13 protein-coding genes and 1 pseudogene are annotated in these 20,505 nt (G+C 59.4%); 5 read left to right on the plus strand and 9 right to left on the minus strand.

The annotated features are described in order from the left end of the window. The first annotated feature begins 186 nt into the window (after positions 1 to 186). Entirely contained in the window at positions 187 to 2,115 is a 1,929-nt protein-coding gene (locus K9U38_RS15565; protein ID WP_224495258.1) for an autotransporter assembly complex protein TamA, read from the plus strand. Next, positions 2,112 to 6,713 carry a translocation/assembly module TamB domain-containing protein gene (locus K9U38_RS15570; RefSeq protein WP_224495259.1) on the plus strand — a complete coding sequence of 1,534 codons (4,602 nt, stop codon included), beginning with the start codon at positions 2,112 to 2,114 and terminating at the stop codon, positions 6,711 to 6,713. The genes K9U38_RS15565 and K9U38_RS15570 overlap by 4 nt, the downstream gene beginning before the upstream one ends. A gap of 314 nt (positions 6,714 to 7,027) precedes the next feature. Here the strand turns inward: K9U38_RS15570 and K9U38_RS15575 are convergent, their stop codons facing one another. From K9U38_RS15575 to denD, 9 genes and pseudogenes are all read right to left on the minus strand, one after another. Next, positions 7,028 to 7,867: a fumarylacetoacetate hydrolase family protein gene (locus tag K9U38_RS15575; protein ID WP_224495260.1), complete on the minus strand. Its 840-nt coding sequence runs from the start codon at positions 7,865 to 7,867 to the stop codon at positions 7,028 to 7,030. Between the two features lie 23 nt (positions 7,868 to 7,890). Further along, positions 7,891 to 8,643, minus strand: a complete 753-nt coding sequence (locus K9U38_RS15580) for an SDR family NAD(P)-dependent oxidoreductase (RefSeq protein WP_224495261.1) — start codon at positions 8,641 to 8,643, stop codon at positions 7,891 to 7,893. A gap of 27 nt (positions 8,644 to 8,670) precedes the next feature. Next, complete coding sequence (locus K9U38_RS15585) at positions 8,671 to 10,473, minus strand: IlvD/Edd family dehydratase (protein ID WP_224495262.1); 1,803 nt, start codon at positions 10,471 to 10,473, stop codon at positions 8,671 to 8,673. A gap of 16 nt (positions 10,474 to 10,489) precedes the next feature. Beyond that, on the minus strand, positions 10,490 to 11,389 hold the full coding sequence (locus K9U38_RS15590) for a carbohydrate ABC transporter permease (protein WP_224495263.1): 900 nt from the start codon (positions 11,387 to 11,389) through the stop codon (positions 10,490 to 10,492). A gap of 12 nt (positions 11,390 to 11,401) precedes the next feature. Next, positions 11,402 to 12,265: pseudogene (locus K9U38_RS15595) on the minus strand (carbohydrate ABC transporter permease); the annotation flags it as partial. 136 nt (positions 12,266 to 12,401) lie between these two features. Then, positions 12,402 to 13,715 carry an ABC transporter substrate-binding protein gene (locus tag K9U38_RS15600; protein ID WP_224495265.1) on the minus strand — a complete coding sequence of 438 codons (1,314 nt, stop codon included), beginning with the start codon at positions 13,713 to 13,715 and terminating at the stop codon, positions 12,402 to 12,404. A 127-nt stretch (positions 13,716 to 13,842) separates the two neighbouring features. Next, positions 13,843 to 14,907 carry an ABC transporter ATP-binding protein gene (locus K9U38_RS15605; protein ID WP_224495266.1) on the minus strand — a complete coding sequence of 355 codons (1,065 nt, stop codon included), beginning with the start codon at positions 14,905 to 14,907 and terminating at the stop codon, positions 13,843 to 13,845. A gap of 57 nt (positions 14,908 to 14,964) precedes the next feature. Continuing rightward, a complete protein-coding gene (locus tag K9U38_RS15610) occupies positions 14,965 to 15,738 on the minus strand; it encodes an SDR family oxidoreductase (protein ID WP_224495267.1) in 774 nt (257 codons plus the stop codon). Beyond that, positions 15,735 to 16,724 carry a D-erythronate dehydrogenase gene (gene denD, locus K9U38_RS15615; protein WP_224495268.1) on the minus strand — a complete coding sequence of 330 codons (990 nt, stop codon included), beginning with the start codon at positions 16,722 to 16,724 and terminating at the stop codon, positions 15,735 to 15,737. The genes K9U38_RS15610 and denD overlap by 4 nt, the downstream gene beginning before the upstream one ends. A gap of 158 nt (positions 16,725 to 16,882) precedes the next feature. Here denD and K9U38_RS15620 point away from each other — a divergent pair, with 158 nt between their 5' ends. The 3 genes from K9U38_RS15620 to glpD all read left to right on the plus strand — a co-directional run bounded on the left by K9U38_RS15620 (position 16,883) and on the right by glpD (position 20,431). Next, positions 16,883 to 17,908 (plus strand): LacI family DNA-binding transcriptional regulator, encoded by a 1,026-nt coding sequence (locus K9U38_RS15620; RefSeq protein WP_224495269.1) that lies wholly within the window; start codon positions 16,883 to 16,885, stop codon positions 17,906 to 17,908. A gap of 95 nt (positions 17,909 to 18,003) precedes the next feature. After that, entirely contained in the window at positions 18,004 to 18,768 is a 765-nt protein-coding gene (locus K9U38_RS15625) for a DeoR/GlpR family DNA-binding transcription regulator (RefSeq protein ID WP_224495270.1), read from the plus strand. Between the two features lie 127 nt (positions 18,769 to 18,895). Further along, positions 18,896 to 20,431 (plus strand): glycerol-3-phosphate dehydrogenase, encoded by a 1,536-nt coding sequence (glpD, locus tag K9U38_RS15630; protein ID WP_370631958.1) that lies wholly within the window; start codon positions 18,896 to 18,898, stop codon positions 20,429 to 20,431. Positions 20,432 to 20,505: the final 74 nt, after the last annotated feature.

The following is a 20,505-nucleotide window of genomic DNA, read 5'->3' on the forward strand; positions in this document are numbered from 1 at the left end:
CTGTGGCCGTACGGCCACAAGCGGCAGCTTGTGCGACGCACCAGCGGTGGTTGCGGGTTGGCCGGGTTTCCCCGTCATGTTATCGTTTTCTTAAGCTCGGGAGGGGAATTTCAGCGCACGCAGGATATTTTTCTCCGTTCCCGCGGCGTATCTGTGTGTTTTCGTGAGTAGGGATTTTGCTGGTTGATGGACTTGAGGCGCCCACAGGCCAGTGTTTTTGGCGCCGCTTTGCTGGCATTTACCGCCCTTGTTTCGCCAGCGCAGGCCTTCGACCTTTTCGGTATCCATCTCTGGGGTGAAAGAAAAGACGCCGACGCAGATTCGGTGATCGCCGACCCGCACAAATACACGGTTGAAATCGCTCAAGGCGAGAACAACGAAACGAAGAAGCTCGTCGAAGGCGCGTCGAGTCTCATTGCCGACGAGGACAAGCCGGCGTCAGGCGCTGCGGGCCTTTTGGCCAAGGCGCGAGGCGATTATCGACGCATCCTCGGCGCGCTCTATGCGGACGGCCGTTATGGCGGCACGATCAGCATCAAGGTCGACGGCCGCGAAGCCGCAGATATTCCACCGGATGCAACGCTTTCAAACCCGGCGACTGTGACGATCGCGGTCGATCCGGGTCCACAGTTCCTCTTTGCGACCGCCAGGGTCAGGAACATGGCGCCGCCGCCCGTCGATCCCAAGGATGAGGTAGACCGGCCGGAAGAGCAGGGCTTTGCGCCGGGAGACGTTGCACGCTCGACGGCCATTGTGAGGGCGGAGCGCCTCGCCGTGGACGCCTGGCGTGAACAGGGCCACCCCAAGGCAAAGATCGTCTCGCGCGATGTCCTTGCCGATCACGACAACAGCCGGGTTGATGCGACAATCGAAGTCGACCCGGACCGGCGTGCTGCTTTCGGGCCGATAACGGTAACGGGTACGGAACGAATGGACCCGGAGTTCGTCGCTTTCATTACGGGCCTTCAGCCTGGAGTGGAGTATGATCCCGATGAGATCGAGCGGGCAAAGAAGCGCCTGTCGCGTCTGGAAGTTTTCCGTTCCGCCCGGGTAGAGGAGGCCGAGGCCATTACCAGCAATGGCCTCTTGCCGATCACCGTTGCTGTCCAGGAACAGAAATTACGGCGTTTTGGATTGGGCGGCTCCTATTCAACCCTGGATGGCGCCGGGTTTGAAGCGTTCTGGCTGCACCGCAACCTGTTCGGTAGGGCCGAGCGCCTGCGCTTCGATGCAAGGATCAGCGGCATCGGGGATCAATCCTATGACCCTCAGGATTACAGCTATCTGCTCGGTGTCAGTTTCACCAAGCCGGGCGTGTACACCCCAGATACCGATTTCATTTCATCGCTGATCGGGGAGCGCAAGGTCCTCGATGCCTATACCCAGACATCGCTTACAGCGGATGCAGGTTTCACCCACACTTTCTCAGATGAGTTGACCGGAAAAATCACGGCAAGTGTCTCGAAGTCGCGCTTCGACGACGATTTCTTTGGCGAGAGGGATTTCCTCACCGCCGGCCTGGTGGGCACACTCACCTATGACAGCCGTGACAGCAAGGTTGACCCGTCGCGCGGCCATTTCCTGGAAGGCCTGATCTCGCCGTTCTACGAATTCGAGTACGGCAATTTCGCCACCAAATTTACCGCCGAGGGCCGCACCTATTACAGCCTCGACGCCGACAACAAGTATATTCTTGCCGGGCGATTGAAACTCGGCTCGATTGTGGGAGCCGAAGTCGCCGAACTGCCTCCGGACCAGCTCTTCTTCGCTGGTGGTGGCGGCTCGATCCGTGGTTATGCCTATCGCAACGTGGGTGTTAACGTGTCGCGAGATGGCGAGGATTATGTCATTGGCGGCCGCTCACTGATTGAAAGCTCCGTGGAGGCGCGCATTCGCATGACGGAAACGATCGGCGTCGTTGGCTTTGTTGACGCAGGCTATGTCGGCGAGGAATCATTCCCGGATTTCGCCGAGAGCCTTCGCGTGGGTGTCGGCGCCGGTCTGCGCTATAATACAGGCCTGGGTCCCATCAGGCTTGATTTCGCCGTCCCGCTCGACCCGACGGACGACGATCCGGATTTTGCATTTTACGTTGGAATAGGACAGGCGTTTTGACCAGGATCATAGCAGTCATATTTCTGCTGCTGTTTGCAGCCCCGGCCGTGGCGCAGGATAGTGCCGAGGCCGAGAAGTCCTACTTCCTGAGCTTTGTCCAGAATCAGCTCTCTACGCCCAATCGCCAGATTGTCATCTCCAACATTCAGGGCGTTCTCTCCTCCGAGGCCAGCATTGGCAGCATTACCGTTGCAGACCGCGAAGGTGTCTGGCTCAGGGTCACCAACGCGAAAATCGTCTGGAGCCGTCTCGCCTTGCTGCGCGGTCGCCTCGACGTCAACACGCTGGCTGCCGAGCGCATAGACGTTCTGCGCAAGCCGCTGCCCGATGAGAGCCTGCCTTCGCCCGAAGCCAAGGGCTTCAGTCTGCCGGAGCTGCCGTTGGCGGTCATCCTTCAGGAGTTGCAGATAGGACGTATCGCTTTTGGAGATGGCGTTTTCGGCCTCAGATCCGAAATATCGCTGGCAGGCAATCTGAGGCTGGAAGCGGGATCGCTCGATTCCAGCGTGCAGGTACGCCGTCTCGATGGTCCGGGAGGGGAATTCCAGATCAAGGCGGCCTATGCCAATGAAAGCCAGCAGCTCGACCTCGATCTTACCCTGAACGAGCCTGAAAACGGTATTGTCGCCAATCTCCTCAATATCGAGGGCAGGCCGCCGGTCGCATTGGCGCTGAAGGGGTCAGGCCCCTTGGGCGATCTAGGCTTGCAACTGACGCTCGATGCAGCGGGCAGGCGCGTGCTTACCGGCGAGGCCCGTCTCGACCGCGAAAGCGACGGCCTCCGGTTCAACACCACGCTCAATGGCGAAATTGCTGCCCTGATACCCCCGGTTTTTCGCGATTTCTTCGGCGACGAAACGGCGCTCATCGTCAACGGCACCTTGCGCGATGCAGGTGGCGTGGCGCTTGACCGCCTGAACATCAAGAGCAATGCATTGGCGCTCGATGCCACCGGGGAGACTACCAGCGATGGCTTCCTGCGCCAGCTCAAGGTCGATGCAACCATCGCCGATCCAACCGGCAAGAAGGTCATCCTTCCCGTCAAGGGCGGCCAGACGACGGTCGACAAGGCAGTGCTCACGGTTTCATTCGGCGCCAGCGCCAACAATGACTGGACCAGCAGCATAGAGGTAACCAACCTTACGACCGATACGTTCGCCGCCAAATCCGTCAACATCATCGGCAAGGGCCTCGCCGAAAACATCGACAACCCGACGACCCGTTCGTTGACCTATGACGTTACCGGCGATGTATCAGGCATCACCGCCAAGCGGGCAGACGTTGCCGAGGCGCTCGGCGACGTCATCCAGCTCAAGATCAATGGCGACTGGAAGGCGGGAACGCCGGTCAATCTCAGGCAGGCTCTCGTCGCCGCCAACGGCTTCAGCGCCGCCCTGGCTGGAACAATCAATGATTTCGCCTACCGGGGCGACATATTTGTCAAGGCGTCCAGCCTCGCGCCGTTCTCGGCGCTGGCCGGGCGCGATCTTGCCGGATCGATCGATCTGAAGGCTAGCGGGCTAGTCGAGGCGCTGAAAGGCGGTTTCGATCTTATGCTCGACGGACACGCCACCGGCATGCAACTCGGCATCGATGCGGCCGACAAGGTGCTCGCGGGCGAGACCCGCATCACTGGCGGGCTGGGGCGCGGCGAGGGCGGGCTGAGCGCGCGGGACTTCAAGGTCGAGAATCCGCAAACACTTCTGACTGCCAATGGAACGTTTGCCAGCGGCGCAGCCAACTTCGATTTTGGCCTCGACCTGGCCGACCTCGCTCTGCTCTCCGACAAGGCCGCAGGAGCGCTGAAGGTTAAGGGCAGCGCCCGCGGTCAGGACAATATCATCGCTCTGGCGTTCAATGCCGGCGTCCCGGAAGGCACGTTGTCGGGCCGAAAGCTGACACAGGGTGAGTTGACCTTCAATGGCACGCTCTTCAAGGGCATAGTTGATGGCAGGATCGCCGGCCTTGCCTTCCTTGATGGCATACGGGCGGATCTCACAACCGAGATTGCGTTGCATGAGCAAGAGAAGCGTCTCAGCAACCTGTCGTTCATCGCTGGCGGAACCCGCCTGCGCGGCGATGTTACCCAAGACGGGAAGGGCCTTCTCCAGGGCAACCTGACGCTCGCTTCAAGCGATGTATCGACGGCCGCCGCGCTGTTCCTCGTAGAAGCTACTGGCAAGGCGGATGCCACCATTGCACTGAGCCATGATGACGAGAGACAGAATGTCGACATCAACGGCCAGATCGACGGCCTGAAGGCCAATGATGTCGCCGTCGGCAAGGCGGCAATCACTTTGGCGGCCCAAGATATCTTCAGGGTGCCGTCGGTCAACGGTTCTGTAACGGCCTCCAATGTATCGGCTGCCGGAATCGACGTGACCAGCCTTGATGCCAAGGCCGTACAGGACGGCAAGGTCACCAACTTCACGATGAATGCCGGCTTGAAGAATGGTGCAAGGACGTCGGTCGGAGGCTCGCTCCAGCCGACGGACACAGGCTTCCTCCTGTCGCTGGCCAATGCGGAACTCACGCGCGGCACGCTGGCAGCCCGTCTGGTGCAACCGGCAACGATCAATGTTGCAGGCAGCAATGTATCGCTTGGTGACATCATCCTCGATGTCGGCCATGGCCGGGTTACGGTCAGCGGCGAGGTGGCTGAAACGCTCAATCTTGCCGTAGCTATCCAGAAGCTGCCACTCGACATCGCGAATACAATCAAGCCGGACCTCGGCCTTGGCGGCGAGATCAACGGCACGGCCAGGATTGGCGGTACGAGGCAGAGACCGGATGTCAATTTCGACGTGCAGGCTCGCGCAATCACAGCGACCGCGCTGAAGCAGGCAGGACTTGACGCGCTCAATCTCGATGCCAAGGGAACGTCCACCACCGACCAGCTCAATGTGGATGCTCATTTGACTGGTGCAGGCGGTCTGGACGCCTCGGCAAGAGGAAGTGTGCCGCTTGCACAGGGCCAGCTCGGCGTGGATTTTGACCTTAGAAGCTTCCCGCTCACAGCGTTGAACGGTGTCGTCAAGGGCCAGAATCTCGCTGGCAACATCTCGGGGAGAGGGCGCGTCACCGGCACATTGCAGCGGCCAAACGCGGAATTCGACCTGAAGGGCGCTGGGCTTTCCGCCAGGCCTTTGCAGGATGCGGGGCTGGCGCCACTGCAGCTCGCGGCGGCCGGGCGCTTTGCGAACAATACGTTATCGCTTTCCTCTGCCAAGGTGGATGGCCCACAAGGCTTTACAGTCTCGGCCAATGGCAACGTGCCGGTTTCAGGTTCGGGACTCGGCATCAACATCACCGGAAACATTCCGCTGTCGCTTGCCAACCGGTTGATGGCCGATCGCGGTACGCAGGCAAAAGGCGTGATCGACGTCAGTGCGACCGTCACAGGCAGCTTCAGCAAACCACAGATCCGCGGCACGTTTTCCGCCAATGGTGCCGAGGTGATCGATCCGGAAGCCAATATAAGGCTTCAGCGCATCACGCTGCTCGGCAGCATGGAAGGCACCACGGTTACCATACGCACGCTGAATGCGGCGCTCTCGACGGGCGGAACGATCAGCGCAACCGGTACCATATCCACCGATGCAGCTGCCAACTTCCCGGCGAACATCGATATCCGGCTCGACAGGGCTCGCTATGCCGATGGCAATCTCGTCGTGGCCACGGTGACGGGCGCACTTGCAATCAACGGTCCCCTGACCCGCGATCCCGTGATCTCCGGAAACATCAATATCGACCGGGCTGAAATCACGGTACCCGAAAGCTTTGGCGGTGCATCGGCGATGATCGACGTCAGGCACAAGGATCCCTCAAAGGCGGTCCTGCAGACACTCAAACGCGCCAAGGCGGATCAACCTGCTGTAGCGACGCCTACAGCTCGCCCAAGCGTGGTACGCCTCGACATCAACATAACCGCACCCAACAGGATATTCATCCGTGGTCGCGGCCTTGATGCCGAGATCGGCGGGTCGGTGCGCGTGACTGGTCCAGCAACGAACGTCCAGCCTGTAGGAGGTTTCGACCTCATCCGTGGCCGCCTCGGCATTCTCGGCCAGCGCATCACCTTCACCGAGGGGCAGGTTACCCTTGTCGGGGACCTTGATCCCGAGCTGAATTTCGTCGCCAGCACCCAGGGAACCGACATAACCGTTAACGTCACTGTCAGGGGGCGTGTATCGGATCTGCAGATTACATTCTCCTCCCAGCCTGAGTTGCCGCAGGACGAGGTCATGGCGAGACTGATCTTCAATCGCTCGATCAGTGAATTGTCTCCGCTGCAGGTCGCGCGCCTTGCTGCGGCCGCGGCGGAATTGGCTGGTGGCTCAAATTCGTCGCTTCTCGAAAGTCTGCGCAAGAGCACCGGGCTCGACGATCTCGACGTAGTGACCGACAGCCAGGGCAATGCGGGTGTACGTGCCGGCCGCTACATTCGCGACAATGTCTATCTGGGCGTCGAGGCGGGCGCCGCCGGCAAGACCAAGGGTACGATCAATCTCGACATCACTCCAAATCTGAAGGCCAAGGGCTCGGTGGGAAGTGATGGCGATTCCGGTGGCGGGCTCTTCTTCGAGAAGGACTATTGAGCGTACCTGGGAGAACTGTTCTCCGGTGAACCGCGATGTGTGACAATGGCTGATTTGACCGATTGAAGCGTCATGAGGGTGATGCTGAACGGAAATCTCCGCATCGCTCGCCTCCAAGGATGAAGGCAGGGCGTATGCCCTCAGGTCGGGGAGGCCCATCGTCCCCGACGTACCACTGGCCCGGTGCTTGCTGCTTTGCCCTCAAACCCAGCCACGTCTGTTGCTGTGATTCTGACGATATTGCGGGGTTTGAGTGCGAATGCCACGAACGCCAGGTTGTAAGCGATGAGCTCTTTTTGGCAGATGTCCGGGCTTTATCCCTGCACTACCTCTTGCCGCTGCTCCCCGAGCCCTTCGATGCCGAGCGTGATCACGTCGCCAGCTTTCAGGAACACATTCGGCTTCTGGCCGAGACCGACACCAGGAGGCGTCCCGGTCGAGATAATGTCGCCAGGGTGCAGGCTCATGAACTGCGACAGGTATGACACGAGGTATTTGACACCGTAAACCATGGTTGCGGAAGAGCCGTTCTGGTAACGGTGACCATTGACCTCGAGCCACATCTTGAGGTCCTGGGGATCGTTGATCTCATCCTTGGTTACCAGCCATGGGCCGGTCGGACCGAAGGTGTCACAGCTCTTGCCCTTGGTCCACTGACCTTGGCGCTCTGCCTGGAAGGCACGTTCGGACACATCATTGATCAGGCAATAGCCGGCTACATGATCAAGGGCTTCGTCTTCGGTGACGTACTTGGCGTGTTTCCCGATGACCACGCCAAGTTCGACTTCCCAGTCGGTCTTGACCGATCCGCGCGGGATTTCGACATTGTCGTTCGGACCGACAATCGCTGACGTCGCCTTCATGAAGATGATCGGTTCAGGTGGCACTTTGGCGCCAGTCTCGGCCGCATGGTCGGAATAGTTGAGGCCGATGCAGATGAACTTTCCCGTTCCCGCGACACAAGGCCCCAAGCGCGTGACCTCGACAAGCGGCAGCGACGCAGCGTCGATCGCAGCAATCTTCCTGAGCCCTTCGGGCGAAATCGCATCGCCTGCGATGTCTTTCACGTGGCCGGACAGATCGCGGATCGTGCCGTCCGCGTCCACAAGACCGGGCTTTTCGTGACCGGCAGCACCGTAGCGTACGAGCTTCATGGAGTAACCTTTCTAAGCTTGGATCAATATGTTGCGCGCCCGCCCGATATGTCGAAGACGGCGCCGGTGGTAAACGAGCATTCCTCGCTTGCAATCCAGGTGATCAGCGAGGCCAGTTCCTCGACCTTGCCGAAACGCTGCATCGGTATCTTCGAAAGCATGTAGTCGATGAAATTCTGCTGCAGCTGTTTCAGTATCGGAGTCTCTACCGTCGCCGGCGTGATCGCATTGACAGTGATGCCGTCATGGACCAGTTCCTTGCCGAGCGATTTGGTAAGGCCGATCACCGCGGCTTTCGACGCACTATAGGCAGAAGCGTTGGGATTGCCCTCCTTGCCGGCAATCGACGCGACATTGACGATCCGGCCATAGCCGTTCTTCTGCATGATGGGAACGACGAAGCGGTTGCAATAGAACAGCCCATTGAGGTTGATGTCGAAGACGCGCTTCCACTCGTCAATCGGATAGTCCGCAACCTTGGCGTTGGGGCCGGTGATCCCGGCAGAACAGACCAGCACGTCGATTTTTCCGAACGTCGTCGCGGTTTCTTGCGCCGCCCTGGCCACCTGGTCCGGATCGGCCACATCAAGTCTGACCCCATGGGCAGCCGCACCAAGTATCTGCGTCGCCTCGCCGATCTTCGAAGCGTCGACGTCCCAGATACTGACCGTGCCGCCTTCCGATGTGATGCGTTCCGCGGTCTTGAAGCCGATGCCGGAGGCGCCACCGGTGATGACCGCGTGCCGCCCCTCATAGCGCCTTATCGAGTTCGCCATGCTGCTTCCGTTCCTCCCTTGAGCAGATCAGTGGTTGTCGCGCGGCAAGCCTTTTTTCTGGGCAATGCGCTGGAAGTCGACGGCGGGCTTAAGCACCATGCCCTCGTCCAACTGGCCAACCATACCGCGTTGTATTTCCTGCCAGGGCGTCTGGCTTGCCGGATATTTGTAACCGCCAGCCGCCGCAAGATCGTCCTTACGCTTCTGCAGTTCTTCGTCGTCGATCAGGATGTTGGCCGTGCCCTTTCTGAGGTCGATACGAAGGTGGTCGCCGGAGCGCACGAGGGCAAGGCCGCCACCCGCCGCTGCTTCAGGCGATGCATTGAGAATGGACGGCGAGCCGGAGGTGCCGGACTGGCGCCCGTCGCCTAGGCAAGGCAGCGCATGGATGCCCTTCTTCAGCAAGTACGCGGGCGGCTGCATGTTGACGACTTCCGCTGCACCGGGATAGCCGATCGGGCCCGTGCCGCGCATGATGAGGATGCTGTTCTCATCAAGAGCAAGCTTGGGATCATCGATGCGATGATGATAGTCTTCCGGTCCATCGAACACTTCGGCAATGCCTTCGAAGGCTTCGGGGTCTTCGGGATTGGAGAGATAGCGTTCCCGGAACTCCTCGGAAATCACGCTTGTCTTCATGATGGCGCTATCGAAGAGGTTGCCCTTCAGATTGATGAAGCCCGCCTTCTTCTTCAACGGCGCATCGTAAGGCTTGATGACGTCGGTATTCAGGTTCTCGGCATTCTCGCAATTTGCTCCGATGCTCTTTCCGTTGACGGTGACGGCTCCCGGATACGGCAGTCGGCCCGCCTTCAACAGCTCGGCGACAACGGCCGGCACGCCGCCCGCCCTGTGATAATCCTCACCCAGATATTCCCCCGCCGGCTGCAGGTTGACGAGTAGCGGCACATCATGGCCGATCGCCTGCCAGTCGTCATTGTCGAGCGGGATGTCGAGGTGGCGCGCGATTGCGTTCAAGTGGATCGGCGCATTGGTCGACCCGCCGATGGCCGAGTTGATGACGATCGCATTCTCGAATGCCTGCCGTGTCATTATATCCGAGGGCTTGAGATCCTCACGAACCATGTCGACGATGCGCTTGCCAGTGTCATAGGCGGTCTGTCCACGCTCGCGGTAGGGCGCCGGAATGGCCGCGCCGCCGGGAAGCTCCATGCCGAGCGCCTCGGCAAGGGAGTTCATCGTTGTTGCCGTGCCCATCGTGTTGCAATAGCCGACCGACGGGGCCGAGGAGGCTACGATATCCATGAACTGGTCGTAATTGATCTCGCCGGAGGACAGCTTCTCGCGCGATTTCCACACGATCGTGCCGGAGCCGGTGCGTTCGCCGCGATGCCAACCGTTGAGCATCGGGCCGACGGAAAGCGCAATTGCCGGGATATTGACGGTTGCCGCGCCCATCAGCATGGCAGGTGTCGTCTTGTCACAACCGATCGTCAGCACAACGCCGTCGAGCGGATAGCCGAACAGGACCTCCACGAGGCCGAGATAGGCAAGGTTGCGGTCGAGTGCCGCGCCCGGACGCTTGCCGGTTTCCTGGATGGGGTGGACGGGGAACTCGAAGGGAATGCCGCCTGCCGCAACAATGCCGTCGCGCACGCGTTTGGCGAGCTCAATGTGGTGGCGGTTGCAGGGAGACAGGTCTGAGCCGGTCTGGGCAATGCCGATGATCGGTTTGCCGGACTGCAGCTCCTCGCGGGTCAGGCCATAATTCAGATAGCGCTCCAGATAGAGCGCCGTCATCCCCGGATTGTCGGGATTATCCCACCATTCCTGCGAACGGAGCTTTTTCGGGGTGTTGGACGTGGTCATTTGAAAGAAACTCCAGCTATTCCTTGACCGCACCGGTCATGGAAGAAACGTAATAGTCAACGAAGAACGAGTAGAGGATGACGACCGGCAAAGAGCCGAAGAGGGCGCCTGCCATCAGTGAACCCCACTCGAAAACATCTCCTCGCACCAGTTCCGTCAGGACACCGACCGGGACAGTCTTGTTTTCCGAGGATTGGATGAAGGTGAGAGCATAAATGAACTCATTCCACGATAAAGTGAAGGCAAAAATTCCGGCCGAGATCAATCCTGGCACTGCCAGCGGCAATATGACCCTGACGAGAATCTGCCAGCGCGAGGCACCGTCGACGAGCGCGCTTTCCTCGAGCTCGAACGGAATTGAGCGGAAGTACCCCATCAGCAGCCAGGTGCAGAACGGGATCAGGAATGTCGGGTAGGTGAAGATGAGCGCCAGCTTGCTGTCATACATCCCAAACTTGAAGACGATCACGGCCAGCGGAATGAACAGAATCGAAGGAGGTACGAGATAGGCGAGAAAAATCAGGAGGCCTACTGGCCGTGATCCCGAAAAGCGCACGCGTTCGATGGCGTAGGCGGCAAACACCGACGCCGCCAGCGACAGTACTGTTGCGCAGACCGCAACGACCACGGTGTTCCAGAGCCATCCCGGGTATGAGGTCTCGAACAGCAGATACTTGATGTGGTCGAGCGTTGGCTGGACAACCCAGAAAGGACTGTAATTGCTGTAGTCCGTCAGTTGCGAGTTCGGTTTTACCGCCGTGATCGCCATCCAGTAGAACGGAAACAGCAGCACGAAGACGAAGACGGCGAGCGGCAGGTAAAGGACGACAATCCGCCTCGGCAAGCGATTGAGATAGCTCATCCCCTGCGCATCGTCGGTGAGTGGCTGAACTGCGGTTTGGTCGGATATGCTCATGTCGTGTGCTCCTTAATCCTGTCCGCCCTGTTGCCATTTGCGGCGTTGCAAGCCGAAGAATGAGAACAGGATCGAGGCCAGCAGGAAGGGGATCATGGCGACCGCGATGGCTGCGCCCTCGCCGAGCTGACCGCCCGGAATGCCGCGCTGGAACGATAGTGTTGCCATCAAATGGGTCGCATTGACCGGACCGCCCTTGGTCAGGACGTAGATCAGCTGGAAATCGGTGAAGGTGAACAGCACCGAGAACGTCATGACCACGGCGATGATGGGCGTCAGCATGGGCAGGGTTATGTAGCGGAAGCGCTGCCAGCCAGTGGCGCCGTCGAGCGATGCTGCTTCATGCAGCGACTGCGGAATGGTCTGCAGGCCGGCAAGCAGCGAAATGGCGACGAAGGGAATGCCGCGCCAGACGTTGGCGGCGATCACCGAAGCACGTGCATTGTTGGGATCGCCGAGAAAGTTGATTGGACCGCTGATCCAGCCGAGTTCCATCAAGGACCAGGAAATGATCGAGAACTGGGCATCGTAGATCCACCAGAAGGCAAGGGCGGACAGCACCGTCGGCACCACCCAGGGAAGGAGGATGATTGCACGAAAGAAGGTTTTGAATGGCAGATGCTCGTTGAGAATGAGCGCCAGCCACAGGCCGAGGATAAATTTGAGGATCGAGGCAATCAGCGTGTAGAAAATGGTGTTCGAAACGGCCATCCAGAAGACGGAGTCGCCTGCAAGCGCCTGGTAGTTCTCCAGCCCGATGAAGATGCCATCCCTGCCGATGGTGGCGTCGGTAAAGCCGAGCCACACGCCGAGGCCCAACGGATAGGTCAGGAAGCACAGCAGAAACACCGCTGCTGGCAGCATGAAGAACAGGCCGACGGCGGTATTGCTTCGGGCCATGGCGCCAAAAGCCGAGGCTTGTTTCGCGGGTGACGTTACTGTCATCGATGTCCCTTTCTTCATCAGCCGAAATGGCCTCCCGCTGTCTGACAGCGGAAGGCCGGTTCGTTCCCTAGACCGCGTAATAGCGATTGGCCCGCTTTTCTGCTTGGGCGATCGCATCTTCCGCCGTCATCTGGCCTGTTACCGCGGTGGCATACATGTCGACCAGGACATAGTCTGCCATCACGCCGGCGGATGCGGCGCCGAGTGGTCCGGCATAACCGTTCGGGCGCAGCGTCTCCGACGCCTTGGCATAGGCGGCATGGATCGGGTTGGACGTCCACACCGGATTGGAAGCAAATGCCTTCAGCGGCTGGCAGCAATAGGCGCTCGCCCCCGTTATCCAGGCGTTCATGTTGTCAGGCTGGTACATGAACTGCAGATAGGCCTTGGCGGCCTCCGGATACTTGGTGTGCTTGAAGATGGAGATTGTCGACGTCTGGTGCAGTTCAACCGACTGCCCGACCGGTCCGATCGGCAGGTTGGTCGAGCGCATGTCCTCGGCGATCGCCTTCATTGCCGGATCCTTCAGCGCGGCATAATAGACCGAGACACCGTTGGCTGTCAGCGAAACCTGTCCGGCCAGGAAGGCGCGGTTGTTGTTGACGTCCTGCCAGCTTTCCGTTCCTGGAATGAAGGTCTTGTACAGCTCTTGCGCATATTTGACCGAAGCGAGCGTCTCGGGGCTGTTGATGACGACCTTACCGCTCTCGTCGACCATCTTGCCGCCATGGCTCCACAGCAGCCAGTGCGCATAATTGTTGCCATCGCCCACGGCCTTGCCGCACGGGAAGCCGGCGGGCGTGCCTTTGGCTTGCATTGCCTTGCACAGCTCAAGGAACCCTGCGGTGTCTTTCGGGAACTCGCTGAACCCGGCCGCCTTCATGTGACTGTCGCGATAGACGACTGCATTGCCGATGGCGCAAAGCGGTACGGCGATGAACTTGCCATCCCGTTTTGCATAGCCTTCGAGACCTGGATACCAGCCGCCATTGGCATTGCCGAGATATTCACCGAGTTCGGTGACATCCACGAGCTTGTCGGGATATTGCTGGGGATCATCGAACCAGCTCATGACCATGTCCGGACCCGAGCCGACATTGGCGGCCACGGCGGCTTTCGGACGCACGTCTTCCCAGCTTTCCTTGTCAATGCGGACCTGCACGCCGGTCGCATCGGTGAATTTCTTGGTATTGGCAAGCCAGGCTTCTTCTTCCGCGGGGACGAATGGTACCCAGCGCAGCAGGCGAAGGGTCGCGCCTTCTTCCGGCTTGTATGCCGGCGCGGACTGGGCAAAAGCGGGGCTGAGACCGAACCGGTTCAATCCGGCAGCGGCCACGAGACCGGCGGATGCGCCGAGAAGATGTCTTCTATTGATGGTCATTGATACTCCTCCTGGTTGACGTTGTCGTAGCAGCCTGGTTCCAAAACGCTCCCACATTCCGGAGCCGCTACTCTCGGGATGGTATCCAGCGCCTGCTTCCCGATCAGCAGGCGCGGTTGGTAAGACTTCAGACGAGGCGTTTGCCTGTTTCGGCATCGAACAGGTAGGTTGACTCGGCATGGATTGACAGACCGACAACCTCGCCAGGGCGGGCACTGATGCGCTGGTGGAAGACGCCGGTCACCAGGTCGCCGCCAACCCGCATGATCATCTGCGTTTCCGAGCCCGTTGGTTCGATCACGACCACCTCGGCGGGGATGCCGCCAGCCGCAATCGTCATGTGTTCCGGACGCAGTCCGTAGATCAACGCAAGGCCCTTGGCACTCTCCGGCGCCTTGGCGACCGGCAGGACGACGCCCTTCTCGGTCACGAATTTTTGCGTATCGTTTGGATCGAGCCTGCCCTTGATCATGTTCATGGCCGGAGATCCGATGAAGCTTGCCACAAAGAGATTAGCCGGCTGATCATAGAGTTCGAGCGGTGCGCCGATCTGTTCGACGATACCATCATGCATGACGACGATCTTGTCGGCCATGGTCATGGCCTCGATCTGGTCATGGGTGACATAAACCGTGGTCGTCTTCAGGCGCTGGTGCAACTCCTTGATCTCCGCCCGCATGGCCACGCGCAGCTTGGCATCGAGATTGGACAGCGGTTCATCGAACAGGAAGACCTGAGGGTCGCGGACGATCGCCCGTCCCATGGCAACGCGCTGGCGCTGGCCGCCGGAGAGCTGACGCGGGAACCGGTCGAGCAGATGGCTAAGGCCAAGGATTTCTGCTGCTGGCTTCACCCGCTTTTCGATCTCGGATTTGGCTGCGCCCTTCAGTGTCAGAGAGAAAGCCATGTTGTCGGCGACAGTCATATGCGGGTAGAGCGCGTAATTCTGGAAGACCATGGCAATGTCGCGTTCCTTCGGAGCCAGGCCATTGACCACCTGCCCGCCGATGCGGATTTCTCCTGCCGATATGTTTTCGAGCCCGGCGAGCATGCGCAAAAGCGTGGACTTGCCGCAACCGGATGGTCCGACAAGAATGACAAATTCGCCGTCGGCGATCTCGATATCAACGCCCTTGATGACCGGATGCGTTCCGAATGATTTTCGTACGTTGGCGAATTCGACTGATGCCATGCCTTTTCCTCCAGAATATTTAAGACCGCAGCCCTCCTTGGCCACGGCAATCAGTGCCTATCCGCGTCCAACCAGCGGCATTTTCGTCGCCATGATCGTCATCGTCAGCACGTTGGCCTCCAACGGCAGGCTGGCCATATGAACCACCGCATCGCCGATATAGTGGGCCGGAATCGTCGGTTCACTGGCCGTTTCACCATTGGCCTGCAATACGCCGCCCGCCATCTTCGAGGTCATTTCGGTCGTCGCATTGCCGATGTCGATCTGGCCGCAGGCGATGTCGAACGGCCGTCCGTCGAGCGCCGTCGATTTCGTCAACCCCGTGACAGCGTGTTTCGTTGCCGTGTACGGCGCCGAATTCGGCCGCGGCGTCTGCGCCGATATCGAGCCATTGTTGATGATGCGTCCACCCCGGGGCGACTGGCTCTTCATCAGCTTCATCGCCTGCTGCGTGCAAAGGAATACGCCGGTGAGATTGGCGCCGACGATGGCATTCCAATGCTCGAAGCTCAATTCTTCCATGGCGATGGTCGGGACATTGATCCCGGCATTGTTGACGAGCAGGTCGAGCCGGCCGAATTGCGATTTGATCGCCTCAAAAAGGCCGGTCACCGATTCAGGGTCGCTGACATCGGCAGCAATCGCCTTGACGACTCCGTTCGTCTCGGCAGCAAGTGCCGTCGCCGCGTCATCGAGCACGTCCTTGCGGCGGCCGGAGATGATGACCGTGTAGCCTGCCGCGAGCAATGCACTGGTAATGGCCTTGCCTACGCCGGTGCCGCCGCCTGTCACGAGCGCGATCTTGCCTTTGCCTGTATTTTCCTTGGTCATGCTGGAATCTTTCCGCCGAGTTCGTCGTCGATATGCGCCCGGATGATGTCATCAAAGGCCATTTCTGCCTTGAACCCAAGTTTCGTCGCCCGCGTCGTGTCAAAGTCCGTTGCCCAGCCGGCAACGATCTTCTGTATGGTGGCATCTGGTTCGCGGCGGATCAACCTGACCGCCTTCTCCCCAGCAACACGCTTCAATGCAGCGATTTCTTCTCCGACCAGGGCCGAGAGGCCCGGCATTGAAAGGTTGCGCCTTGTACCAACCTGATCCAGATCCAGCGTGGCAGCATGCACGAAGAAACCAACGGCCGAGCGAGGGCTGGCAAACCAGTGACGGACATTTTCATCGACCGGCAATATCGCTTCCTCACCAACGAGGGGCTCGCGCAGGATATTGGAGAAGAAGCCAGAGGCAGCCTTGTTCGGCTTGCCGGGGCGAATGCAGATAGTCGGCAAACGAATACCAATGCCATCGAAGAAGCCGCGGCGGCTGTAGTCCGAAAGAAGAAGCTCCGAAATCGCCTTCTGCGTCCCGTAACTGGTCAAGGGCGTCGTGAAGAACTCATCGCCGATCTTTTCCGGAAACGGTGTGCCGAACACCGCAATGGATGAGGCAAAAACCAGCCTGGGCCGGTAGGGCGACTTGCCACTCTCGAGCCGGATGGCCTCGAACAAGGCCCGCGTTCCGTCGAGATTTACCCGGTAGCCCTTTTCGAAATCCGCTTCCGCTTCGCCCGAAACTATTGCTGCGAGATGAAAGATCATGTCGGGGCGACCGGCAATCAATGCTTCGGCGATACCCGGGTCGGAAAGGTCGGCCGCCTTCGTCGCTGACAGAAAGGCCAGCGATGGCGGCGCAACGGGTTCTACCACGTCAACAAGTGTCAGCTTGTCGATATCGCCTCCTAGAGCGCCGGGTTCCGATGCGATCCGGTCAAGCAGTTTGCGGCCAACCATTCCGGCTGCGCCGATAACAAGCACATGCATATGCGAAAGACCTCCCTGCGAGCCTCTCCCGGGCTCATGGCAGCGGCGTCAGGTAACCATGACCGCGCTGTCATAAAGTTATGCACACTGACTAGCATTCATCAAGCCTTTTATGGTAGCGCTGTCATTATTCGTCTCAGGTGCACTGGATGTGGCCGATGCCGCGTAAACGCAACACTCGTCGAAGTCCGGACGTGCCAACCTTGGCCGATGTTGCGCGCCTGGCGGGCGTCAGCGAAATCACGGCCTCGCGCGTTGTTCGTGCCCAGGGACCGATTGCTGATTCGACCAGGTTGCGCGTCCTCAGCGCAATTGCAGAGCTGAGCTATATTCCCAATCGCGCAGCGGGCAGCCTCGCTTCTGCGGGCTCGACCTTGATGAGCGTGCTCTTGCCCTCATTGTCCAACATCGTTTTTCCGGATGTCCTGCGAGGCATCCACACGGCGCTCACACAAACGGCGTTCCAGCCGGTCATTGGCGTGACCGACTATGATCCGCTCATCGAAGAGCGCATTCTTATCTCGTTTCTGGCCTGGCAGCCGGCGGCCGTCATCCTCGCCGGTCTGCACCATACACCCGTTGCGCGACGCCATCTGGAGCAGGGGAGGTTTCGCGTTGCCGAACTCATGGATATTGACGGGGATCCGGTCGACATTGCTGTCGGCATGTCGCACCGGCAGGCGGGCTACGAAACGGGCCGGCATCTCATCCAGCGCGGTTATCGCCGCTTCGGCTATGCCCGGCACAATATCCTCACCGATGACCGGGCGAGTGCGCGTTACGAGGGGCTTTGCGCTTCATTGCGCGAGGCTGGCCTGTCATTGATCACCGAGCATGTATATCCGGGGCCAAGTTCAACGATAGCCGGGCGAGACACGCTTGCGATCCTTCTGTCGGGCCACCCCGGACTTGATGTGGTGATCTTTCCCAACGACGACATGGCCATGGGCGGAATTTTCCACTGCATGCATGCCGGGATCACAGTCCGGGAACAACTCGGCATATTCGGCTTCAACGGCCTCGATATCGGCCAGGCAATGCCCATGCCGCTGTCGACGATCCTCTCGAAGCGTTTTCTTATCGGCAAGACAGCGGCTGAAAAGCTGCTGGAGAGCCGCGAGCGTCCACCTGAAAAAACCATCATAAATACCGGCTTTGAAATAATCGAAGGGGCGACCGCCTAGCTCAGAATCACCGGCTTTCGGTTTTCTGCCAATTGACACAGCCCGATTTTCGTTTTCGAATGGCACTACAGAAAACGAAAATGAAGGCCGACGCGATGTTTCTTCCGCCCAGACACGCCGAAATTCTGGAAATGGCGAAGGAGCATGGGCGCGTTCTCGTTGATGACCTCGCCATCCATTTCAACCTGACGCCACAAACCATCCGCAAGGATCTCAACGACCTGTGCGACCAGCGCCTGCTGACCCGCATCCATGGCGGCGCGCTGTTCCCCTCCGGCGTGCAGAACCTGGAATATGAAGCCCGCCGGCTGATTGCGGCTCACGAAAAGGAAGCAATCGGCCGCGCTGCTGCCAGCCTCATTCCCGATAACGCCTCGCTCTTCGTCAACATCGGCACAACGACCGAGGCGGTAGGGCAGGCACTCCTGGACCGTAAAGGTTTGATGATAATCACAAATAACATCAATGTCGCCAACAGGTTACGTGTCTATCCGGATATCGAGGTGGTCATAGCAGGCGGCGTGGTAAGAGGCTCTGATGGCGGCATTGTCGGAGAGGCGGCGGTGGATTTCATTCGCCAGTTCAAGGTCGATTTCGCCGTGATCGGCACTTCCGCAATTGATAGCGATGGCGCGCTGCTGGATTTCGATTTTCGCGAGGTCAAGGTGGCCCAGGCGATCATGGCGAATGCGCGTCACGTGATTCTTGTTTCCGACTCCACGAAGTTCGAACGCACCGCTCCCGTTCGTATCGGGCATCTCTCGCAGGTGCACACCTTTATCACCGATCGTTGCGAAAGCGCTGACATCCGTCAGATCTGCGCCGATGCTGATGTCAGACTCATTGAAACGTCGGTTTGATTGGCCTCTTGTGCCAGTTCGCGATGCGCAGTATAGTTCGTTTTAGTTTCGTATTGATTTCGCAACAGCTCCGTGTATCTTTCGCAACTGCGAGATAATGGTGCGTTGCGAAATGGGGAGGATGGGATTGCCGGGTTTGGCTGAACAGGTTTACGACATTTTCGTTATCGGCGGGGGCATCAATGGATGCGGCATCGCGCGCGACGCTGTCGGCCGTGGCTATACCGTGTTTCTCGCGGAGATGAACGATCTCGCCAGCGGCACCTCCTCCGGTTCGACAAAGCTCATCCATGGCGGTCTGCGCTATCTCGAGCACTATGAGTTCCGCCTGGTGCGCGAATCCTTGATGGAGCGCGAAGTGTTGTGGGCGAACGCGCCGCATATCATCTGGCCAATGCGCTTCATCCTTCCGCATCACGCGGGTTTGCGCCCGGCCTGGCTGCTGCGTCTGGGCCTCTTTCTTTACGACCATATTGGTGGGCGCAAGAAGCTTCCGGCGACGCGCACGCTTGACATGACCCGCGATCCGGCGGCCAAGCCATTGAAGTCGCTCTATACCAAGGCCTTCGAATATTCCGACTGTTGGGTCAATGATGCACGCTTCGTAGCCCTGAATGCCCGGGACGCCGCCGATCGTGGTGCCGTCATACGCACCCGCACCAAGGTCGTCAGCGCCCGCCGTGACGCGGACTTCTGGACCCTTGTCGTGCGGGACAGTCTCACCGACACCACCGAGGAAGTTCGTGCCCGCCTAGTGGTAAATGCTGCAGGCCCCTGGGTCGATGAAGTGCTGACGGGTGTCATCGGCAGCAACGATGCGCACAATGTCCGCCTAGTCCAGGGCAGCCATATCGTCGTCAGGAAGAAGTATGATGATCCCCGTGCCTATTTCTTCCAAAACACCGACGGCAGGATCATCTTTGCCATTCCCTATGAGCAGGATTTCACGCTGATCGGCACGACGGACCAGGATTATCTCGGCAATCCGGCCGAGGTGAAAATTACCGACGCAGAGGTCGATTATCTTTGTGCCGCGGCCAGCGAGTATTTCGTCGAGCCGGTCAAGCGCGAGGATGTGGTCTGGACCTATTCCGGCGTGCGTCCCCTCTATGACGATGGCGCTTCCAAGGCGCAGGAGGCCACGCGCGATTACGTGCTCAAGGCCGATGCGCCGGCGGGCCGCGCGCCGCTGCTCAACATATTCGGGGGCAAAATCACCACCTACAGGCGCCTTTCCGAGCATATGCTGGAGAAGATCGAGGACCAGCTCGGCAAGAGGGGCAATCCCTGGACGGCCGGGGCCGTATTGCCCGGCGGCGATTTCCCCGTCACGGGATTCGATGCCGAATTGCAGAAGCTGAAGGCCGACTATCCTTTCCTGGATGATGCCCATGCGCTGCGCCTGTTCCGGCTCTACGGCACCCGGGCGCGTCTGTTGCTGGGCCGGGCAGCCACCATCGAGGATCTTGGCAAGCATTTTGGCTCCGACCTCTATGAGGCCGAAGTCCGCTACCAGATCGAGCATGAATGGGCTGTGACTGCGCAGGATGTCCTGTGGCGCCGGACCAAGAAGGGTTTGCATCTGACTGTCGAGGAAGCGGCAGCACTTGACCGCTTCATGGAAAGTGCGGTTGACCGCCGCCGCAAGCTCGCGGCCGAATAGATTGAATTGAAGAAGAGGCGGTGCGGCGCAGGGTCGTATCGGTCTCAGGGAGGCGGCCTCGCAAAGGCCGTTTC

This window comes from Phyllobacterium lublinensis (assembly GCF_020164435.1).
GTDB lineage: Bacteria > Pseudomonadota > Alphaproteobacteria > Rhizobiales > Rhizobiaceae > Phyllobacterium > Phyllobacterium lublinensis.

Excerpts from the sequence above, each read along its gene's own strand:
- K9U38_RS15565 (WP_224495258.1), top strand. The coding sequence starts at position 187 with ATGGACTTGAGGCGCCCACAGGCCAGTGTTTTTGGCGCCGCTTTGCTG.
- K9U38_RS15575 (WP_224495260.1), bottom strand. The coding sequence starts at position 7,867 with ATGAAGCTCGTACGCTACGGTGCTGCCGGTCACGAAAAGCCCGGTCTT.
- K9U38_RS15580 (WP_224495261.1), bottom strand. The coding sequence starts at position 8,643 with ATGGCGAACTCGATAAGGCGCTATGAGGGGCGGCACGCGGTCATCACC.
- K9U38_RS15585 (WP_224495262.1), bottom strand. The coding sequence starts at position 10,473 with ATGACCACGTCCAACACCCCGAAAAAGCTCCGTTCGCAGGAATGGTGG.
- K9U38_RS15590 (WP_224495263.1), bottom strand. The coding sequence starts at position 11,389 with ATGAGCATATCCGACCAAACCGCAGTTCAGCCACTCACCGACGATGCG.
- K9U38_RS15600 (WP_224495265.1), bottom strand. The coding sequence starts at position 13,715 with ATGACCATCAATAGAAGACATCTTCTCGGCGCATCCGCCGGTCTCGTG.
- K9U38_RS15605 (WP_224495266.1), bottom strand. The coding sequence starts at position 14,907 with ATGGCATCAGTCGAATTCGCCAACGTACGAAAATCATTCGGAACGCAT.
- K9U38_RS15610 (WP_224495267.1), bottom strand. The coding sequence starts at position 15,738 with ATGACCAAGGAAAATACAGGCAAAGGCAAGATCGCGCTCGTGACAGGC.
- denD (WP_224495268.1), bottom strand. The coding sequence starts at position 16,724 with ATGCATGTGCTTGTTATCGGCGCAGCCGGAATGGTTGGCCGCAAACTG.
- K9U38_RS15620 (WP_224495269.1), top strand. The coding sequence starts at position 16,883 with ATGCCGCGTAAACGCAACACTCGTCGAAGTCCGGACGTGCCAACCTTG.
- K9U38_RS15625 (WP_224495270.1), top strand. The coding sequence starts at position 18,004 with ATGTTTCTTCCGCCCAGACACGCCGAAATTCTGGAAATGGCGAAGGAG.